Raw genomic sequence first — 15,310 nt, forward strand, 5'->3', positions numbered from 1 at the left:
CCAAATTTTCTAACTAAAATACGGTAAAAAAACTGCTACATTTTGTCTCGAATTTGTGCTAAATCCGATGCTATAGTGGTGGAAAATAGCGGTTAGAGCAATGACATTGAAAAAGATTTTGCTGACATTGGGTTTGAGTCTGAGTTGTAGTGTAAATGCAATAGAGGATTTTTATCCAACACATACGCCACACTTGGAAGTGCCTGATATTGGTGGCGGTGTCGGCTTCATTGATCAACAAAAAGAAAAAATGATTGGTGAAAAAGTCTATCGAGAAGTGCAACACCAGATGCCAATCGTGCAAAATCCGTGGTTAGAAGATCAATTTATGACAGTCTTTTCTCGTATTTTGAGTCAAACCCAAGTTGGTTCGCCTGTAGGTTTGGTTATTGTGAAAGATCCACAAATTAATGCCTTTGCTGTACCAGGTGGTTTATTTGCTCTAAATACAGGAATGGTCACTTCTTCCAAAAATATGGATGAGGTTGTAGGTGTGATGGCACATGAAATTGCTCATGTAACACAGCGGCATTATAGTCGTTCGCAAGAAGCATTCAAAGGACAGGGCTTATTAGCACTTGCTGGAATTATTGTTGGAGCGGCTTTAGCATCTAAGGCAGATGGTGATGTAGGGGGTGCTGTAATGTTGGGGTCACAAGCTGCATTGATGGGGCAACAACTGAGTTATAGTCGTAACCAAGAGCGTGAAGCTGATCGTATTGGTATGCAATTTATGTATGGGGCAGGCTATAACCCACAAAGTATGGCTGATTTTTTTGAAACCATGCACCGTGCAACCAGTCGTTTAAGTTTTATGCCTGATTTTTGGTTAACCCACCCTTTAACCAGTGAACGGATGAGTGAGGCACGTTTACGTGCTAACCAATTTCCAAAAGTACCGTTTAATAATAATCAGCAAGAGTTTGATTTGATTAAATGGTACACTGCAGCAGTTTCGGGGCAAACTTCGCAACAACAACTGGATACGCTCATTCAAAGAAATAGCTTTGCAGGGCTTTTAGCTGCAAGTGAATTTAATTTGCAACAAGGTGATTATGTAAAGGCACAAGGCTATTTGAATACTGCCAAGAAGATAAATTCTGATTATACTTTGTTGAATATTATCCAAACGGATGTGTATTTAGGGCAAAATAAAATCGAGGATGCCTATCAAACCATAATTAATAAACAACGTATCATGCCTGAAAATCGTGCATTAAGTTACAAACTTGCAGAAGTGTGTATTCGACAAAACAAAGGGCTGGAGGCTGAAAAATTGGTCAATCGTTTTGTGATTAAAAATAAAACAGATATTCTTGGTTGGCAATTATTGCAACAAGCAGCAAATCTAGATAAAAATAATCCGATGCGTACAGTGAATGTTTTGCGTAATCGTGCAGAAGTACAGTATTGGAGTGGTGATGAGGACAATGCAATTCGATCTTTATTGCATGCACAGCGTTTGGCAAAAGACAATAATGCCATGAGTGCACGGATTGATACACGTTTAAAAGTGATGCAGGATGAACGCAAATTAAAAATTTAATTGTGTAATAAGTGTTTGAATATTCACTTTGTAACAAATATAAATATCTATTTTATATAGAAAAAGTTAATCTTACCCCTAATGGTTTTTTGAATTTCTTAGTACGTTTATGAAAAAAATAATGGCGGTTTTGGTGTTAGTGGTGTGTTCACAATATGCTGTTGCGGACTCGCTAGAGCGTTATGCACGACAAGTTGAAAAGATTTCAACACAGTACAATACGCAGATGAAAAGTTTTCTGCGCAGTCTAAATCCACAAATTACACAATTTGATGCACAGCAAAAAGCGCAATATTGTGCGATTGTGAAAACCTATGTGGATGATATGTACAAGGTAACAGATGAAAATCGTAGTAATTTACCACCGTCATCAATGTCGATCACTAAACAAGATGTGATCAATAAAGTGAATAATTCACCTGAAATGCAAATACTCAAAAAATATAATATTCAGTGTGATCTGAATAATGCTTGAATTGAAAATATAGTGACGTTATGACTTGTGAATGCATAAGTTAACGTTAAAAAATTTAAGCAAATTTTCTACATATTTAATTTGTGTATTTAGAGTGCTATATCATTTTTTATTGGATCGTAAAAGTGAGTAGATCAAGAGAGATTGAAAATTTTATTTGAATATGAAATTAGAGGATAGTACTTAACATTAATTTGGACTATTAAACAGTTTATTATTTCATTGCAAAATAATTTTTTAACGCTGTGTAATAGACCAAATCAAACAATAAATAGATTTTAGGCTGGGCAATTAAGCAAGTTTTGCTTTAATTTTGCTTGAAACTTGTGCAGGATCGGCACGTCCGGCTATGATCGGACGTAGAGAATTCATCACCTTACCCATATCTTTCATGCTAGTAGCACCTTGCGCTTCAATTGTTTGCGCAATGAGAGAATCAAGCTCGTCCTCTGACATAGCTTCAGGTAGAAATTGAGATAAAATCTCAAATTCGGCTTGTTCTTTACTAGCTAAATCTTCGCGATTAGCAGCCAAAAAGGCTTTAATCGACTCTTTGCGTTGTTTGATTTGCTTTTCAATGACCGCAAGAACCTGAGCGTCGTCAAGCTCAATGCGTTCATCGACTTCAATTTGCTTGATTGCTGCCTGTAGACTACGTATTACCGTTAACTTATCCATTTCTTTGGCACGCATAGCGGCTTTTAAAACGTCAGTGATTTGGTTTTTTAAAGTAGTCATTTAAGTTGTCCAGTCAGTCAATCATTCACAAATAAATCTTAGTAAAGGCGAGTCGTACGTACTGATTCACGCGCCAATTTCTTTTGGTAGCGTTTAACAGCAGCAGCTTTTTTACGTTTACGTTCTTGAGTAGGTTTTTCGTAGAATTCACGTTTACGAACATCAGCAAGAACACCCGCTTTTTCGCATGAACGTTTGAAACGACGAATTGCTACGTCTACTGGTTCGCCTTCTTTCAATTTAACTTGTGGCATGAAGAATCCTCATTAAGTTATGGATAAGATCAGGGGTGGAATTACCCTTGATCACAAGTGAAGTGCAGTATTTTACTCATTTACATCTCATATCACAAGTCTATAATAGCTTTAGCAATATTTTGAAACGGGTAAAAGGCAATTTAATGATCGTTCTGGGCTTAGAAACTTCATGTGATGAAACAGGATTGGCGCTCTATGACAGTGAAGTCGGCTTAAGAGGACAAGTGCTGTATAGTCAAATTAAATTGCATGCAGAATATGGTGGTGTTGTACCTGAATTGGCATCACGGGATCATGTTCGTAAACTTATTCCACTCATTAATCAATTGCTTAAAGACAGTAATGTCAAAAAATCAGAGATTGATGCAATTGCGTATACACGTGGTCCAGGCTTAATGGGTGCACTGATGACGGGCGCATTATTTGGTCGGACTTTGGCTTTTGCTTTGAATAAACCTGCAATTGGTGTGCATCATATGGAAGGTCATATGCTTGCCCCACTTTTATCTGCAACACCGCCTAAATTTCCGTTTGTCGCTTTATTGGTTTCTGGTGGTCATACGCAATTGATGGCTGCACATAGCATTGGTGAGTACGAAATCCTTGGTGAGTCGATTGACGATGCAGCGGGTGAAGCTTTTGATAAAGTTGCAAAAATGTTAAAACTTCCTTATCCAGGTGGGCCAAATATTTCTCGTTTGGCTGAACAAGGTGATAGAAATGCTTTTGAATTTCCACGTCCAATGTTGCATCAAGGTTTACAATTTTCATTCAGTGGTTTAAAAACAGCGGTTTCAGTCCAACTTAAAAAATTGGATGGTGAAAATCGTGACGCTGATATTGCGGCATCTTTCCAAGAAGCTTTGGTGGATACTTTGGTGAAAAAATCTGTAAAAGCATTAAAACAAACAGGTTTGAAAACTTTGGTGATTGCGGGTGGTGTGAGTGCGAATAAGCGTTTGCGTGAGCGTTTAGAGGCTGATTTAGCCAAAATTAAAGCGACTGTTTATTATGCAGAACCCGCTTTATGTACTGACAATGGTGCAATGATTGCATTTGCTGGTTATCAACGTTTAAAAGCAGGGCAACAGGATGGTTTGTCTGTAATGACAACACCACGTTGGCCGATGACTGAGTTGACTAAACCTGAGTAAAATATAAATTTATTGTTGATATAAAAAAGTTAAAAGAGGCGAAATGCCTCTTTTTTAATAAAAATTTTCCTGATCCTGCATATCGATGTATTCAATATAACCACGTCCTTGGATATTCGAATTTAGATATTTTCCATTAAATTGATATGCACTTGCATAGCCTCGACCGTGTCCATATCGGTAAGGACAATCTACTTCAGCAGTAATATTCAAGATTTCCTGATGGGTAGCATTTTGTACTGTCCATTGAAATACGTGCGGTAAAGGCATTTTATGACCATCAGGCGCAACATAATCATCCACTTCATAGGTAATAACTTTGAATTCAACTTGAGTATAGACTTCTGCTGGTTGATCCAGATGTCTGACATGTAAAGTATAGGCTGCAGGTTTGCCGATGATGTCAACTTTGGTCAGTAATAATTGGGTTGTTTCATCTAAATTAATAATTTGATAAGTAAAAAAGGTCAGTGGAATCTTGTGCTGTTCAGGCAATAATTTACTGCTGAGATTGTAAGGACCGACTGCACGGGCATATTCATAAGTACATAAACCTGTCGTGGGTGTGTTTTGACCTTGGTAGCTTAGTTGTCCCTTAAATGTACTGAGTAAACTAAAGTGATCATAAATAGGAGATTTAACAAACCAAGAAGCATGATCAGATACATTGAGGTCAAATTCAAATTCAAGGCCATGATAATTTCCTTGAAGTTGAATATTGGGTAATTTCCCGCGAATGCAAACTTCATTCCCAAGTTTGACTTGATTTTGATCCACTGAAATATCAGTATCTTGTGGAATAATATAAGCTTTGAGTAGATGTTTCTCTACGGCTGCAGTACTGGAGAAAAATGTAGCGGATTTGCGTGGATTACCCTGAGTAATATGGTCATGATCGAAAGCGAGTACGCCAGGCGTACCGATAAAAATCATAATATTTAGGTATCGATGTGGTTCAGGCAATAAGGGAAAAAACAGACCATAATGTGTCCAAGAATAGAATTTATCCTGCACTCGAGGATTGATTATGGCATGGGCTTGAAATGGTAAAGTGGAATATTTGACGGATTGATCTAGAAGCGCTTGACCTGCTAGCAGGGTTTTGCCTGAAATTTGGCTCAATAGTGAAAATTTTGGTAATTTTTTATACATAGTGTTGGGCTATAGTTTTTCAGTTTTTTGTTATGCTAAGGATAAATATAGGCTATTAAAATTGGAAGTAGGGACAAGTTGAAGGCATTTAAGGACATAGTTTAAAAATATTGTTAGACAAAGTTTGTTTTAAAGAGAGTTAATGTCCGTTAAAAATAACTTTCGCATAGGTCAGCCTATTTATACTGATGAAAGAAAAAATATATTTAATATCTTATGATTTATAAAAAGGAAATATAATTTGGATTATCTTATTGAAATTTCAGGTAATGAGGACAAGTTTGAGCAATGTATTGCTGCAATAGAAAATGATCATTGTTTTGTAAATGAAGACGGAAATTTGCAAACGAAGCCTGAATCAGCATTTGAATTTCACGCCAGTCATGTCGTGGACTATTTTTTGCAAACGAGACCTTTTCATTTAGCCCAGTATCAATCATTTTTTTATAAAATTAGAATGATCAAAAATCGTGGCTTTGAGCTATATTCATATTGTATAAAGGATTGGTTTGAACAAAAAATAATTTCTAAATATTATGATATTCTGGAAAATGAGTGGGAGTATTATGAGGAAAAGAAAGTCCGTAATACACGACCATTTGAACCTGAGGATTTGAATTTACTGAAATTTATTTGTTCGATTGCAATTGAACATATGAAATATGATTTCACCACGGATACTGTGTCAGCAGGCCGATATTTTAAATATATAGAGCAACTTGCACCTGAGTTAATTGAACATCTTAAAAAATATGGTTCTGAAACATTGGATCAAACTTTAACTTTTTATGCTGATGAACAGCTTGAATGCCGTGCCAATGATGCTTTTGGCACTATTGATATTCATGCGCAAGATGACAGTGAACAGACTTATTTAAAAGTCTTAACATTTATTAATGCATTATTAAAAACAGATTTTCCACGCAGTTTTGCGATCAACTTCGAAAGTCCGTCCAAACATATTTTAGCAGTGCCTGATTTACAACTGTGTGGTCAACATTATTTATTTGCAGGGGCAGTGCAGTATGCAAATTTACATCCGCTGATTGTTGAATATATTGAGCTTTCATCGAAAAAATTTGAATGGTATAGCAATGTGGACGAAGAAGAATGTGCTATGCCCGGGACATTCGCTGTGTTTGCTTTGGCGCTAAATGATGCAAAATATTTTCCTGTCGTGGAGCAGTATTTCAAAGCTGTAGATGATGGGCATCAATCGATTCAAAAACATGTCACGCCTGTTTTTATTGAAAAATATGGCATCAATGAACATTCTCTACCGCTATTTCTCAGATTTATTCGCTCCATGCAGGAACATCCGCCGCATCCTGTATTTATTCAACATTTTCAAAATCGTGAAAATTTGGCGTTATTGCTGCAATACAAAGAACAATTTGCAGATCATGATTGGGAATATGTGCTGTATTCAATTTTTGGTCGAAATTCAGATTCTGATCGTCTGTCGGTAGAATTTTCACCTGAACTTTGGGAAATTTATTTAAACATCCGTGCGCCAAGGGATGAGGGCTTTGAACCCGCAGATCCTTTCGATTTCGAAGAAGATGAAGAAGGTTTTGAAGATGAAGAAGAAGATTTTGAGGATGAAGAAGAGCAATAATTTTAATTTTACACAATCATTCATTTAAATATGCAGGGATAGAAATGTACCAAAAATTCAAGCAAGGCGTACAACTGCCATACGATGTTTTAGACATTCACAATATTCCCGATGGGGCAAAAGCAGGAAATTTTATAGAAATTCGCTGTGGCGGTTTTGGCTCTGAAATTTCGCCACATCCTACAGAAAAAAATCAATTTTACGCACTCACAGATCGTGGTCCAAATACTACCTATGATGTAAATGGTGATAAAGGCAAAATATTCCTCGATCCATCCTACACACCCAAAATTGGACTATTTCAGCTACATGAAAATGGCACAATTGAAAAATTAAAAGAAATTCTACTCAAAGATCCAACAGGACAAAATATTACGGGCTTACCGAATCAGCACTTTGGCGCAACCAAAGAAATTGCGTATGATCAATATGGCAAAGTCCTTGAACATGGTACGGATGAATATGGATTGGATTCAGAAGGCTTGGTGGCTTTAAAAGATGGCACGTTTTGGGTCAGTGATGAATATGGACCGCATATTGTACATTTTGATGCGGATGGTATTGAAATAGATCGGATCAATGCTTATGAAGCTGATGAGCGTAGAAAATCAGATTATTTGTTGCCATTGGAATTTGCCAATCGCCGTCAAAATAGAGGAATGGAAGGCTTAAGCATCACACCTGATCAAAAAACTTTGGTTGGCATCATGCAATCGACCATGAGCAATCCTGATTCGTCAGCAAGCAAATCAGATTTGGTGCGTATTGTGACAATTAACCTTGAAAATAAAGCGATTTCGCAATATCTCTATCGACAGGAAAATATTGGTCATTCCAATACAGCAATCGTGGCGTTGAATCAGCATGAATTTTTGGTGGCTGAACGGGATGATGATTTTTATAAAGATAATCCGCAAGCCTTTAAGCGAGTGTATAAAATTGACCTGTTGGCAGCAACAGATGTCGAGCGGATTGAAAATAATGAAAAATTTCAGCAAGATGAACATCTAGGTTTATTGATTGATGGGCAAACTATAGAGCAGCATGTTTTAAGTTCGGGTTGGGAGGGTTTAGCTCAACAAGGTATCCATCCTGTCACAAAAACTTTAGTGGTTGATTTGGTCGAACGTTTGCACTATCCACATGATAAAGTTGAAGGTTTGTGGGTGGTTGATGAGCAACATTTGGCGATTTTAAATGATGATGATTATGGATTTTCTGAAACGGATGGAGTGATGGAACAGAAATATATCAATGCTGAAAAAACCAAAATTGATAGCAATACACTGTATATCATTGATGGATTGAATTTTTAGTCAGTGCTGTTCAGATACAAAAAGAGGCAATTTGCCTCTTTTTAATCATCAAGAAAAACAGTGATGGACTTTAATCGAGCTCAGCATAGGAAAAAATTTCAATCATAAATTCTGTTTTGTCCAAAGCCTGTTTAAAAGACAAAATGAATTTTTTTAACGCTTCAGCATCACTTGAATAGGCACAGAACATATCTGCTTCAGGATCAAATTTGACAATATCAACCAATTCAGGCAGTTGTTTGTCGACATAGGTGCTTGCCAAAGCAGCCCAATCGTAACCATTGCCTTCAAAGCCTTCATCAGCACGACTTGCAATAATTTCTGATTTGAAATTTAAATCTGACAGACACACTGAACAACGGTTTTCATGTTCGACCCAAAAGAAGGGTTCAATCGTTTCTTTAAAATTATTTAGGCTCATTGTGATAACACTTTATTAAAATAGAAGTTTTAGCATCATAAGATGCCTCTTAGCTTTAGATTGTTGAAATTATGCCGTGATATTGTCAACCGATTGTACAAAATGCTGACATATCAATTTAAGTTTTACACTAAAAATAAATGCTTAATGAAATATACAGGGGTGTTAGTGTAGAAATATTTTGGAAAATGAATGACATGTCATGGATTTGTCATTGAAGCAGATTAGCATCGAAACACATTTTAACGGTGCGAAAATAACAATGAAACATCCACTTTTAACATTCTCTATTTTGACTGCCATGACTTTGGTGGGGTGTGGAAATGACAAAGAGCAGTCGGGAACAGAAGCCCCAAAAACATTGACGCTTGAGCAGGCACTTAAATTTGCAGATCAAAATTGTTGGCTTGGGGGGACTGCGAAATCTTCTGGCATAGATGTAAATGCCAATGGTAAATTGGATGCAGATGAAATTCAAAAAACTGAAAATGTTTGCTTAACTCAAAATTTATTCGCCAATGGTGTGCGTTTAAATTATGAAGTGATGGATATAAAAGGCATCGCTGATGGGGCGAAAGCGGGCAATACCATTGAGTTTCGCCGTGGTGGTTTTGGTTCGGACTTGGTTGCTCATCCCGCTGAAAAAAATCAATTTTATGCTCTAACTGATCGTGGACCAAATGCAGATTATAATTTAAATAAAGATAATGGGAAAATGTTCCCCGATCCAAGCTATACACCACGAATTGGTTTATTTGAAGTACAAACTGATGGAACGGTGAAAAAGCTGAAGGAAATTTTACTAAAAGATCGAACAGGTAAAAATATTACAGGTTTACCAAATCTGAATTTTGGTGCAACCAAAGAAGCTGCATACGATGTTTATGGCAAATTACTCAAACAGCAAACCGATGAATATGGCTTAGACCCTGAAGGACTTGTGGCATTGAAAGATGGAACATTTTGGGTGAGTGATGAATATGGTCCGCATATCATACATTTTGATGCTAATGGTCAAGAACTTGATCGTATTAATGCTTTTGCGGAAGATACACGTCGTGTTGGTGGTTATCTTTTACCATCTGAGTTTTCAAAACGTCGCCCGAATCGAGGGATGGAAGGTCTAACAATTACGCCTGATGGTAAGACTTTGGTGGGGATTATGCAGTCTACAATGGATAATCCTAATACAAGTGTGAATAAGTCTGATTTAACTCGTATTGTAACCATTGATTTGGCAAGCAAAGCAGTAAAACAATACCTGTATAAGCAAGAGGGTGGTGCAAAAGCCTATGCAAATTCTGCGATTACAGCACTGAGTAATACCTCATTTTTAGTACTTGAACGAGATGGCGATTTTTATAAAGACAATTCAAATGTATTTAAGCGTGTTTATAAAATAGATTTACGTAGCGCAACTAATTTGGAAGAAGTGAAAGAAACAAATCAAATTAAACAAGATGCAAAATTAGGTTTGACTATTGATGGTCTAAGTCTAGAGCAATATGTGTTAGAAAAAGGTTGGGATGGCTTAAAAGCATTAAATATTGTACCGCCTACAAAAACTTTAACCTTAGATATGAATACACAAGTTAAGTTTCCACATGACAAAATGGAAGGCTTATGGTTGATTGATCAGCAGCATCTAGGTTTAATCAATGATGATGATTTTGCACTTTGGGTAAATAAAGGTATTTTAGAGCAAAAATATTTGGATAAAGATCAAAAAATCATTGATGGAAATACCTTGTATATTATTGATGGTTTAGATTTAAAGCCAATTCCGTAATAAGTATTTAACCTATTTTGTAAAAGTGTTATTTCAAGATGGGATAACACTTTGATGGACTTTATTTGAATATTTTATGTCGAATTTAACACAAAACAAATTGTCAAATTTTTATATTTTTATGACCTTTTTCAGGTTAGGCTGCATTGCATTTGGTGGTCCTGCGGCACATATTGTTTTATTTCATAATTTTTTAATTAAGAAATCATCTTGGTTAGATGAACAAGAGTATTTTAAAGTTTTGGCTTTGGCACAAATTATTCCTGGACCAACCAGTAGCCAAGTGGGAATGACCATTGGTTATTTAAAAAATGGTTATGCAGGGGCTCTGTGTGCTTGGTTAGGTTTTACCTTGCCATCAGCGATTTTAATGATGTGTGCAGCGGTATTGGGGCAATATTTTTTTAAGTATTTAAATCAACAATTTTTTCATGTCATTCAACTCATTGTGTTGGCTGTGGTGGTTTGGGCGTTTTGGCAAATGTTGCGCAGCCTGTGTCAGCATCTGTGGCAATATGTAGTCATGTTATTGTCTACGATTTTTATTTATATTGTGCCTTTGTCCACCAATCAAATCATCGTGATTTTGATCGCGGCAATATTGGGATTATTTTTTGCACAAGAAAAAACTCAAAAAAATAATCTTGAAAATAAATCGATTCAACTTAAAAATTCGAAAGCCTATATTTGGTTAATTATATTTGCTTTACCTTTTATATTATTTCCTATTTTAAATCATCTCAATTCATCATTATTTTTGAAAAGCTTTGAGAGGTTTTATCAGTCTGCTTCTTTAGTTTTTGGAGGTGGGCATATTATTTTACCTTTATTACATCAGGATTTTGTTGCAACAGGTTTAATTTCAAATGAAAGTTTTGATTTTGGGTATGCAATAGCACAGTTAATGCCCGGTCCTTTGTTTAGTTTTGCCAGTTATTTGGGGGCATTATTACCATTGACATCATCAACAGTTGTGAATGCAAGCCTTGCTACAATAATGATTTATATTCCATCATTTTTATTGATTTTTGGGACATTTCCCTATTGGTCTTGGTTAATGCAACAACAGAAAATTTATAAAGCGATTCAAGGGATTAATGCTGCTGTAGTTGGTCTATTATTATGTTTGATTGTACAAATGACAGAAAAATATATTGTACAGTGGTTGGATATTTTATTTGTGTGTATGGTTATTTTATTATTAAAAAGTAAATTGTCGATTTGGTTTAGTCTCATTACAAGTTTTAGTGGGTATTATTTCTATTTGAATACTTTTGTTATTTCATAAAAATAGACAATATGATCAAGCATCTTGTCTATTTATTTTCATTACAGTTTATTTAAATCATAAGGAGTTTAACTTTTGCGAGCCAATCCAATGTTTTGAAAATTGATAGGCTGCACGACCAGAACGTTGCCCACGACTTTGACACCAACGCAGTGCCTCGGCACGGATTTCGTCATTAAATGGCATATTTTCTTTGGCAAGGTAATGCTCAACGATTTCCAAGTAAAGATTTTGATCCATTGGATAGAAAGATAACCAAAGCCCAAAGCGATCAGACAATGAAATTTTTTCTTCAATTGCTTCTTGTGGATGCAGTTCTTTATATTGAGGTACATCGACCTTGGTAACAGGCGTATTTTCATGCATAAATTCGGGCAGTAAATGACGGCGGTTACTGGTGGCATAAATGATGAAATTGCTTGAACCTGACTGTAATGAGCCATCTAAAACACTTTTTAGACTACGATAGTTTTCATCTTCTGCATTAAATGCCAAATCGTCACAATACACGATAAATTTTTCAGGACGTGTTTGAATAATTTTTTGAATTTCAGGTAGGTCAGATAGATCATCACGCTCAATCTCGATCAAACGTAAACCTTGATCTTGGTATTTGGTGAGTAATGCCCGCACAATCGACGATTTACCTGTACCCCGTGAGCCTGTGAGCAAAATATCATTGGCAGGAAAACCATTTAAAAACTGTTCAGTATTTTGCAAAATTTTGTCACGTTGACGTTCGATGCCTTTGAGATCATCCAACAAAATTGCTTTAGGTTGATAAATTGGTTTGAGTTGTTTATCTTGCCAACGATAAGCAGGTGCAGAAAAATCAGTGTCTTGCTTAGGTTCAGGCAGTACTTGTTTCAGTTGTTCAAGCACAACAGATAAAGACTGGATTAAATGATCAGGTAAATCAAGAGTTGCCATAACAGTTCGCTAATATTTTACAGTTTGTTAAGATACACCATGAGCATACACCGAAGATCGGCGAAATGCTGTGGAAATGAACATCTTCGTCAAGAAATAGTCGTTTTGAGTAATTGCTTCTCTAAAAATTATTCAGCATAGTGAATGCAACAGAGACTCTATTTTGAGCATTAAATTATAGGACCATGCGACAAATGAACATAGAATTTAAACATGATCTCAATCCACATCAAGCCTATCGCATCAAAAAATTAAAAAGACAACTTGCACAGGCTGAAAGCTATGAAGAATGGAAATCGGCAGCATTAAAATTGGATGAAGAAAGTGGCACGCAAGAATGGAAATATGATAATAGTTCGCCGTATTTTGACTCTGAAATCATTGCTCACCGCTTAAATATTATACGGCGTTATCGCCATCAAAAACGTACCGCAGATTTAATTTACATCTTAAGTGAAGGTTTAAGTCACGATCTTGCCAATATTGCTCATCCTTTATTATTTACTGAAACTTATGTAGGCACGAAAAAACTGATTGAAGATTATGTCGAAGAAGTCAGTAAAGGACTGGCGTTTATTGCTTCTGTGGCATGTGAGGATTTGAGCTTACAGAAAAAAATCGAGTTTTTTAAAAATTGTGAAAAAGTTTATGGACAGCCTGCCATGATGTTTTCGGGTGGTGCAACGCTTGGACTTTTTCATACAGGGGTATGCAAAGCACTGATTGAACAGGATTTATTGCCTAAGGTATTGTCAGGTTCTAGTGCGGGGGCGATCATGACTGCTATGTTAGGTATCTCTAATCAAAGTGAAATTCCTAACATTTTATCAGGTGAACATTTTTATAGTGATGCATTTCACTTCAGAAGTTTACGTGAACTGATGAAGGGCAATGGCGGTTTTGCCGATGTGAAATATTTAAAAAAATTCTTGATTGAAAATTTAGGCGATTTAACCTTTGAGGAAGCCTATCAAGCATCTGGCTTGGATATTAATATTAGTGTTGCACCGTATAATGTTTCACATGAAGATGCTCGTATTATGAACAAATATACGGCACCTGATTTATTGGTGTGGAGTGCGGTTTTAGCTTCATGTGCAGTCCCGATTTTATTCCCACCTGTGCGTTTGACAGGGAAACGTTATGATTCGGTACATACGCCATATTTAGCCAGTACTCGGTGGGTGGATGGTAGTGTGCGTAGTGATTTTCCTCAAGAAAAAATGTCACGCTTGTATAATATTAACTATACCATTGCCAGTCAGGTCAATCCGCATATTGTGCCATTTATGCAAAGTGATACGGAACGTTTCCGTAAAGATTTGCTCAGTTGGCCTGAACGCATTGTGCGTAAACATGGCAAAACCATTGCAATGGATGTGATGGACTTTACCCGAGATCGCGTTGGGCGGATTCCTACCATTCGTAGATTATTAGAACATGGCTACGGTATTATTGATCAGCGTTACTATGGTGATGTCAATATCATTGGAAATTATAGCCTGAAACATTATCAATATATGCTGCAAAACCCACGTCCTGAATTGTTTGCATTGTTACAGCGAGAGGGTGAGCGTGCAACTTGGCCAAAAATTTCAAGCATTGAAACCCATGCACGCATAGGTAAAACCATTCAACATTGTTTAGAAGTTCTAGATTTTAGTTTGAAAAATAAAGAGAATGCTACACAGAAAGTTGAAGCATGAACTTAGTACAACTGAGGGTCGCTCAAAACTCTGCTCGCAGTCAAGCTTTTGGGCGTAGAGTGTATTGTGTGGAACATGGTGCAAGAAAAACATGGATTAAACTACAACTTACCCATGTTAATGCAGAATATGAACGTGGTTTTTTAAATGAATTAGAGATTTATGGGAAATTAAATTATTTAGAAACGCCAGATGAACCGATTCTATGTAATTTTTCAATTTCAGACATAAACGATCAGTATCAAAAAAGTAATAATCTCGAAAATATTGAATTGTATTTAAATCGTGATTTGTGTGTAGAACATGCTGAAGCACTGTTCTTAAAAAGCCCTTTTGAACTTTCTTTTGCCGAGGTGTTGATAATTTTGCACAAAAGTTTAGATGTTCTGCATAATTTACATCAACTTGAATTTATTCATGGTGATTTAAAGGTTGAACATTTTAGGCTTACAGATTTTGGTGCAGCATTAATAGATTTTGAACAAAGCTGCCATCTTGATGATGTAAGGCAGATGCCAAATACAGCAACGCCTCGCTATATGGCACCCGAATTGTTTCATGCACAGCCGAAATCACTGCAATCTGATCTCTATGCTTTAGGGATCATTTGGTTGGAATGGTTAACACAAGAAAAATTACAGGCAAAAAGCTATCAAGACTGGGCGTATTTGCATTGTCAAAACTTAAAAATCAGTTTAATTAAGCCTTTTCAGGTTTTTGAAGAGGTATTGGAGCTGATGTTGTCAAAAAAAATCACACAGCGTTGTACAAATATTTATCAAATAAAACAAGTATTAAGCCAAATTGGCTAAAGAAAAGGCACTGAAAGGCACTTTTGTTTCATATTTAAACAAACGAGTGTTTTTTTATAAAAAAGGGCTTGTCAGACCCTAATGATCTCTATAACATACACAGCCATT

General features: G+C 36.2%; 14 protein-coding genes. 9 read left to right on the top strand and 5 right to left on the bottom strand.

Translation table 11 applies throughout. The annotated features are described in order from the left end of the window. Window positions 1–106: 106 nt before the first annotated feature. Together AVJ19_RS18490 and AVJ19_RS18495 are read left to right on the top strand one after the other, a co-directional pair. Complete coding sequence (locus AVJ19_RS18490) at window positions 107–1,546, top strand: M48 family metallopeptidase (RefSeq protein ID WP_228203405.1); 1,440 nt, start codon at window positions 107–109, stop codon at window positions 1,544–1,546. Between the two features lie 109 nt (window positions 1,547–1,655). After that, window positions 1,656–2,021 carry a hypothetical protein gene (locus AVJ19_RS18495; protein WP_111861080.1) on the top strand — a complete coding sequence of 122 codons (366 nt, stop codon included), beginning with the start codon at window positions 1,656–1,658 and terminating at the stop codon, window positions 2,019–2,021. Between the two features lie 291 nt (window positions 2,022–2,312). Here the strand turns inward: AVJ19_RS18495 and AVJ19_RS18500 are convergent, their stop codons facing one another. Both AVJ19_RS18500 and rpsU read right to left on the bottom strand, forming a co-directional pair. Next, complete coding sequence (locus AVJ19_RS18500) at window positions 2,313–2,759, bottom strand: GatB/YqeY domain-containing protein (protein WP_111861081.1); 447 nt, start codon at window positions 2,757–2,759, stop codon at window positions 2,313–2,315. A 38-nt stretch (window positions 2,760–2,797) separates the two neighbouring features. Continuing rightward, a complete protein-coding gene (gene rpsU / locus AVJ19_RS18505; protein WP_001136722.1) occupies window positions 2,798–3,013 on the bottom strand; it encodes a 30S ribosomal protein S21 in 216 nt (71 codons plus the stop codon). 146 nt (window positions 3,014–3,159) lie between these two features. Here rpsU and tsaD point away from each other — a divergent pair, with 146 nt between their 5' ends. Continuing rightward, window positions 3,160–4,170, top strand: coding sequence for a tRNA (adenosine(37)-N6)-threonylcarbamoyltransferase complex transferase subunit TsaD (tsaD, locus tag AVJ19_RS18510; RefSeq protein ID WP_111861089.1), 1,011 nt, complete (start codon window positions 3,160–3,162; stop codon window positions 4,168–4,170). A 54-nt stretch (window positions 4,171–4,224) separates the two neighbouring features. Here tsaD and AVJ19_RS18515 read toward each other — a convergent pair whose 3' ends face one another. Beyond that, window positions 4,225–5,322 (bottom strand): DUF6670 family protein, encoded by a 1,098-nt coding sequence (locus AVJ19_RS18515; protein ID WP_111861082.1) that lies wholly within the window; start codon window positions 5,320–5,322, stop codon window positions 4,225–4,227. A gap of 241 nt (window positions 5,323–5,563) precedes the next feature. On the opposite strand from AVJ19_RS18515, the gene AVJ19_RS18520 reads away from it, so the two are divergent. Beyond that, window positions 5,564–6,940, top strand: a complete 1,377-nt coding sequence (locus AVJ19_RS18520; RefSeq protein ID WP_111861083.1) for a DUF6138 family protein — start codon at window positions 5,564–5,566, stop codon at window positions 6,938–6,940. 44 nt (window positions 6,941–6,984) lie between these two features. Continuing rightward, the gene (locus AVJ19_RS18525; RefSeq protein ID WP_111861084.1) at window positions 6,985–8,256 is read left to right on the top strand and encodes an esterase-like activity of phytase family protein; all 1,272 of its coding nucleotides are present in this window, start codon (window positions 6,985–6,987) and stop codon (window positions 8,254–8,256) included. A 70-nt stretch (window positions 8,257–8,326) separates the two neighbouring features. On the opposite strand, the gene AVJ19_RS18530 is transcribed toward AVJ19_RS18525, so the two are convergent. Continuing rightward, entirely contained in the window at window positions 8,327–8,677 is a 351-nt protein-coding gene (locus AVJ19_RS18530; protein WP_111861085.1) for an immunity 51 family protein, read from the bottom strand. Window positions 8,678–8,939: 262 nt separating this feature from the next. Between AVJ19_RS18530 and AVJ19_RS18535 the strand changes: the two genes are divergently transcribed. Both AVJ19_RS18535 and chrA read left to right on the top strand, forming a co-directional pair. Beyond that, a complete protein-coding gene (locus tag AVJ19_RS18535; protein WP_111861090.1) occupies window positions 8,940–10,466 on the top strand; it encodes an esterase-like activity of phytase family protein in 1,527 nt (508 codons plus the stop codon). Window positions 10,467–10,542: 76 nt separating this feature from the next. Continuing rightward, the gene (gene chrA, locus AVJ19_RS18540; RefSeq protein WP_111861086.1) at window positions 10,543–11,754 is read left to right on the top strand and encodes a chromate efflux transporter; all 1,212 of its coding nucleotides are present in this window, start codon (window positions 10,543–10,545) and stop codon (window positions 11,752–11,754) included. A 57-nt stretch (window positions 11,755–11,811) separates the two neighbouring features. On the opposite strand, the gene AVJ19_RS18545 is transcribed toward chrA, so the two are convergent. Then, entirely contained in the window at window positions 11,812–12,684 is an 873-nt protein-coding gene (locus AVJ19_RS18545; protein ID WP_111861087.1) for an ATP-binding protein, read from the bottom strand. 194 nt (window positions 12,685–12,878) lie between these two features. On the opposite strand from AVJ19_RS18545, the gene AVJ19_RS18550 reads away from it, so the two are divergent. Beyond that, window positions 12,879–14,390 (top strand): DUF3336 domain-containing protein, encoded by a 1,512-nt coding sequence (locus tag AVJ19_RS18550; RefSeq protein ID WP_111861091.1) that lies wholly within the window; start codon window positions 12,879–12,881, stop codon window positions 14,388–14,390. Next, window positions 14,387–15,202 (top strand): protein kinase domain-containing protein, encoded by an 816-nt coding sequence (locus AVJ19_RS18555; protein ID WP_111861088.1) that lies wholly within the window; start codon window positions 14,387–14,389, stop codon window positions 15,200–15,202. Before AVJ19_RS18550 ends, AVJ19_RS18555 begins: the two co-directional genes overlap by 4 nt. The last annotated feature ends 108 nt before the right edge of the window (window positions 15,203–15,310 follow it).

Origin of the sequence: Acinetobacter sp. CFCC 10889, from assembly GCF_003268395.1 — a bacterium.
Classification (GTDB): domain Bacteria; phylum Pseudomonadota; class Gammaproteobacteria; order Pseudomonadales; family Moraxellaceae; genus Acinetobacter.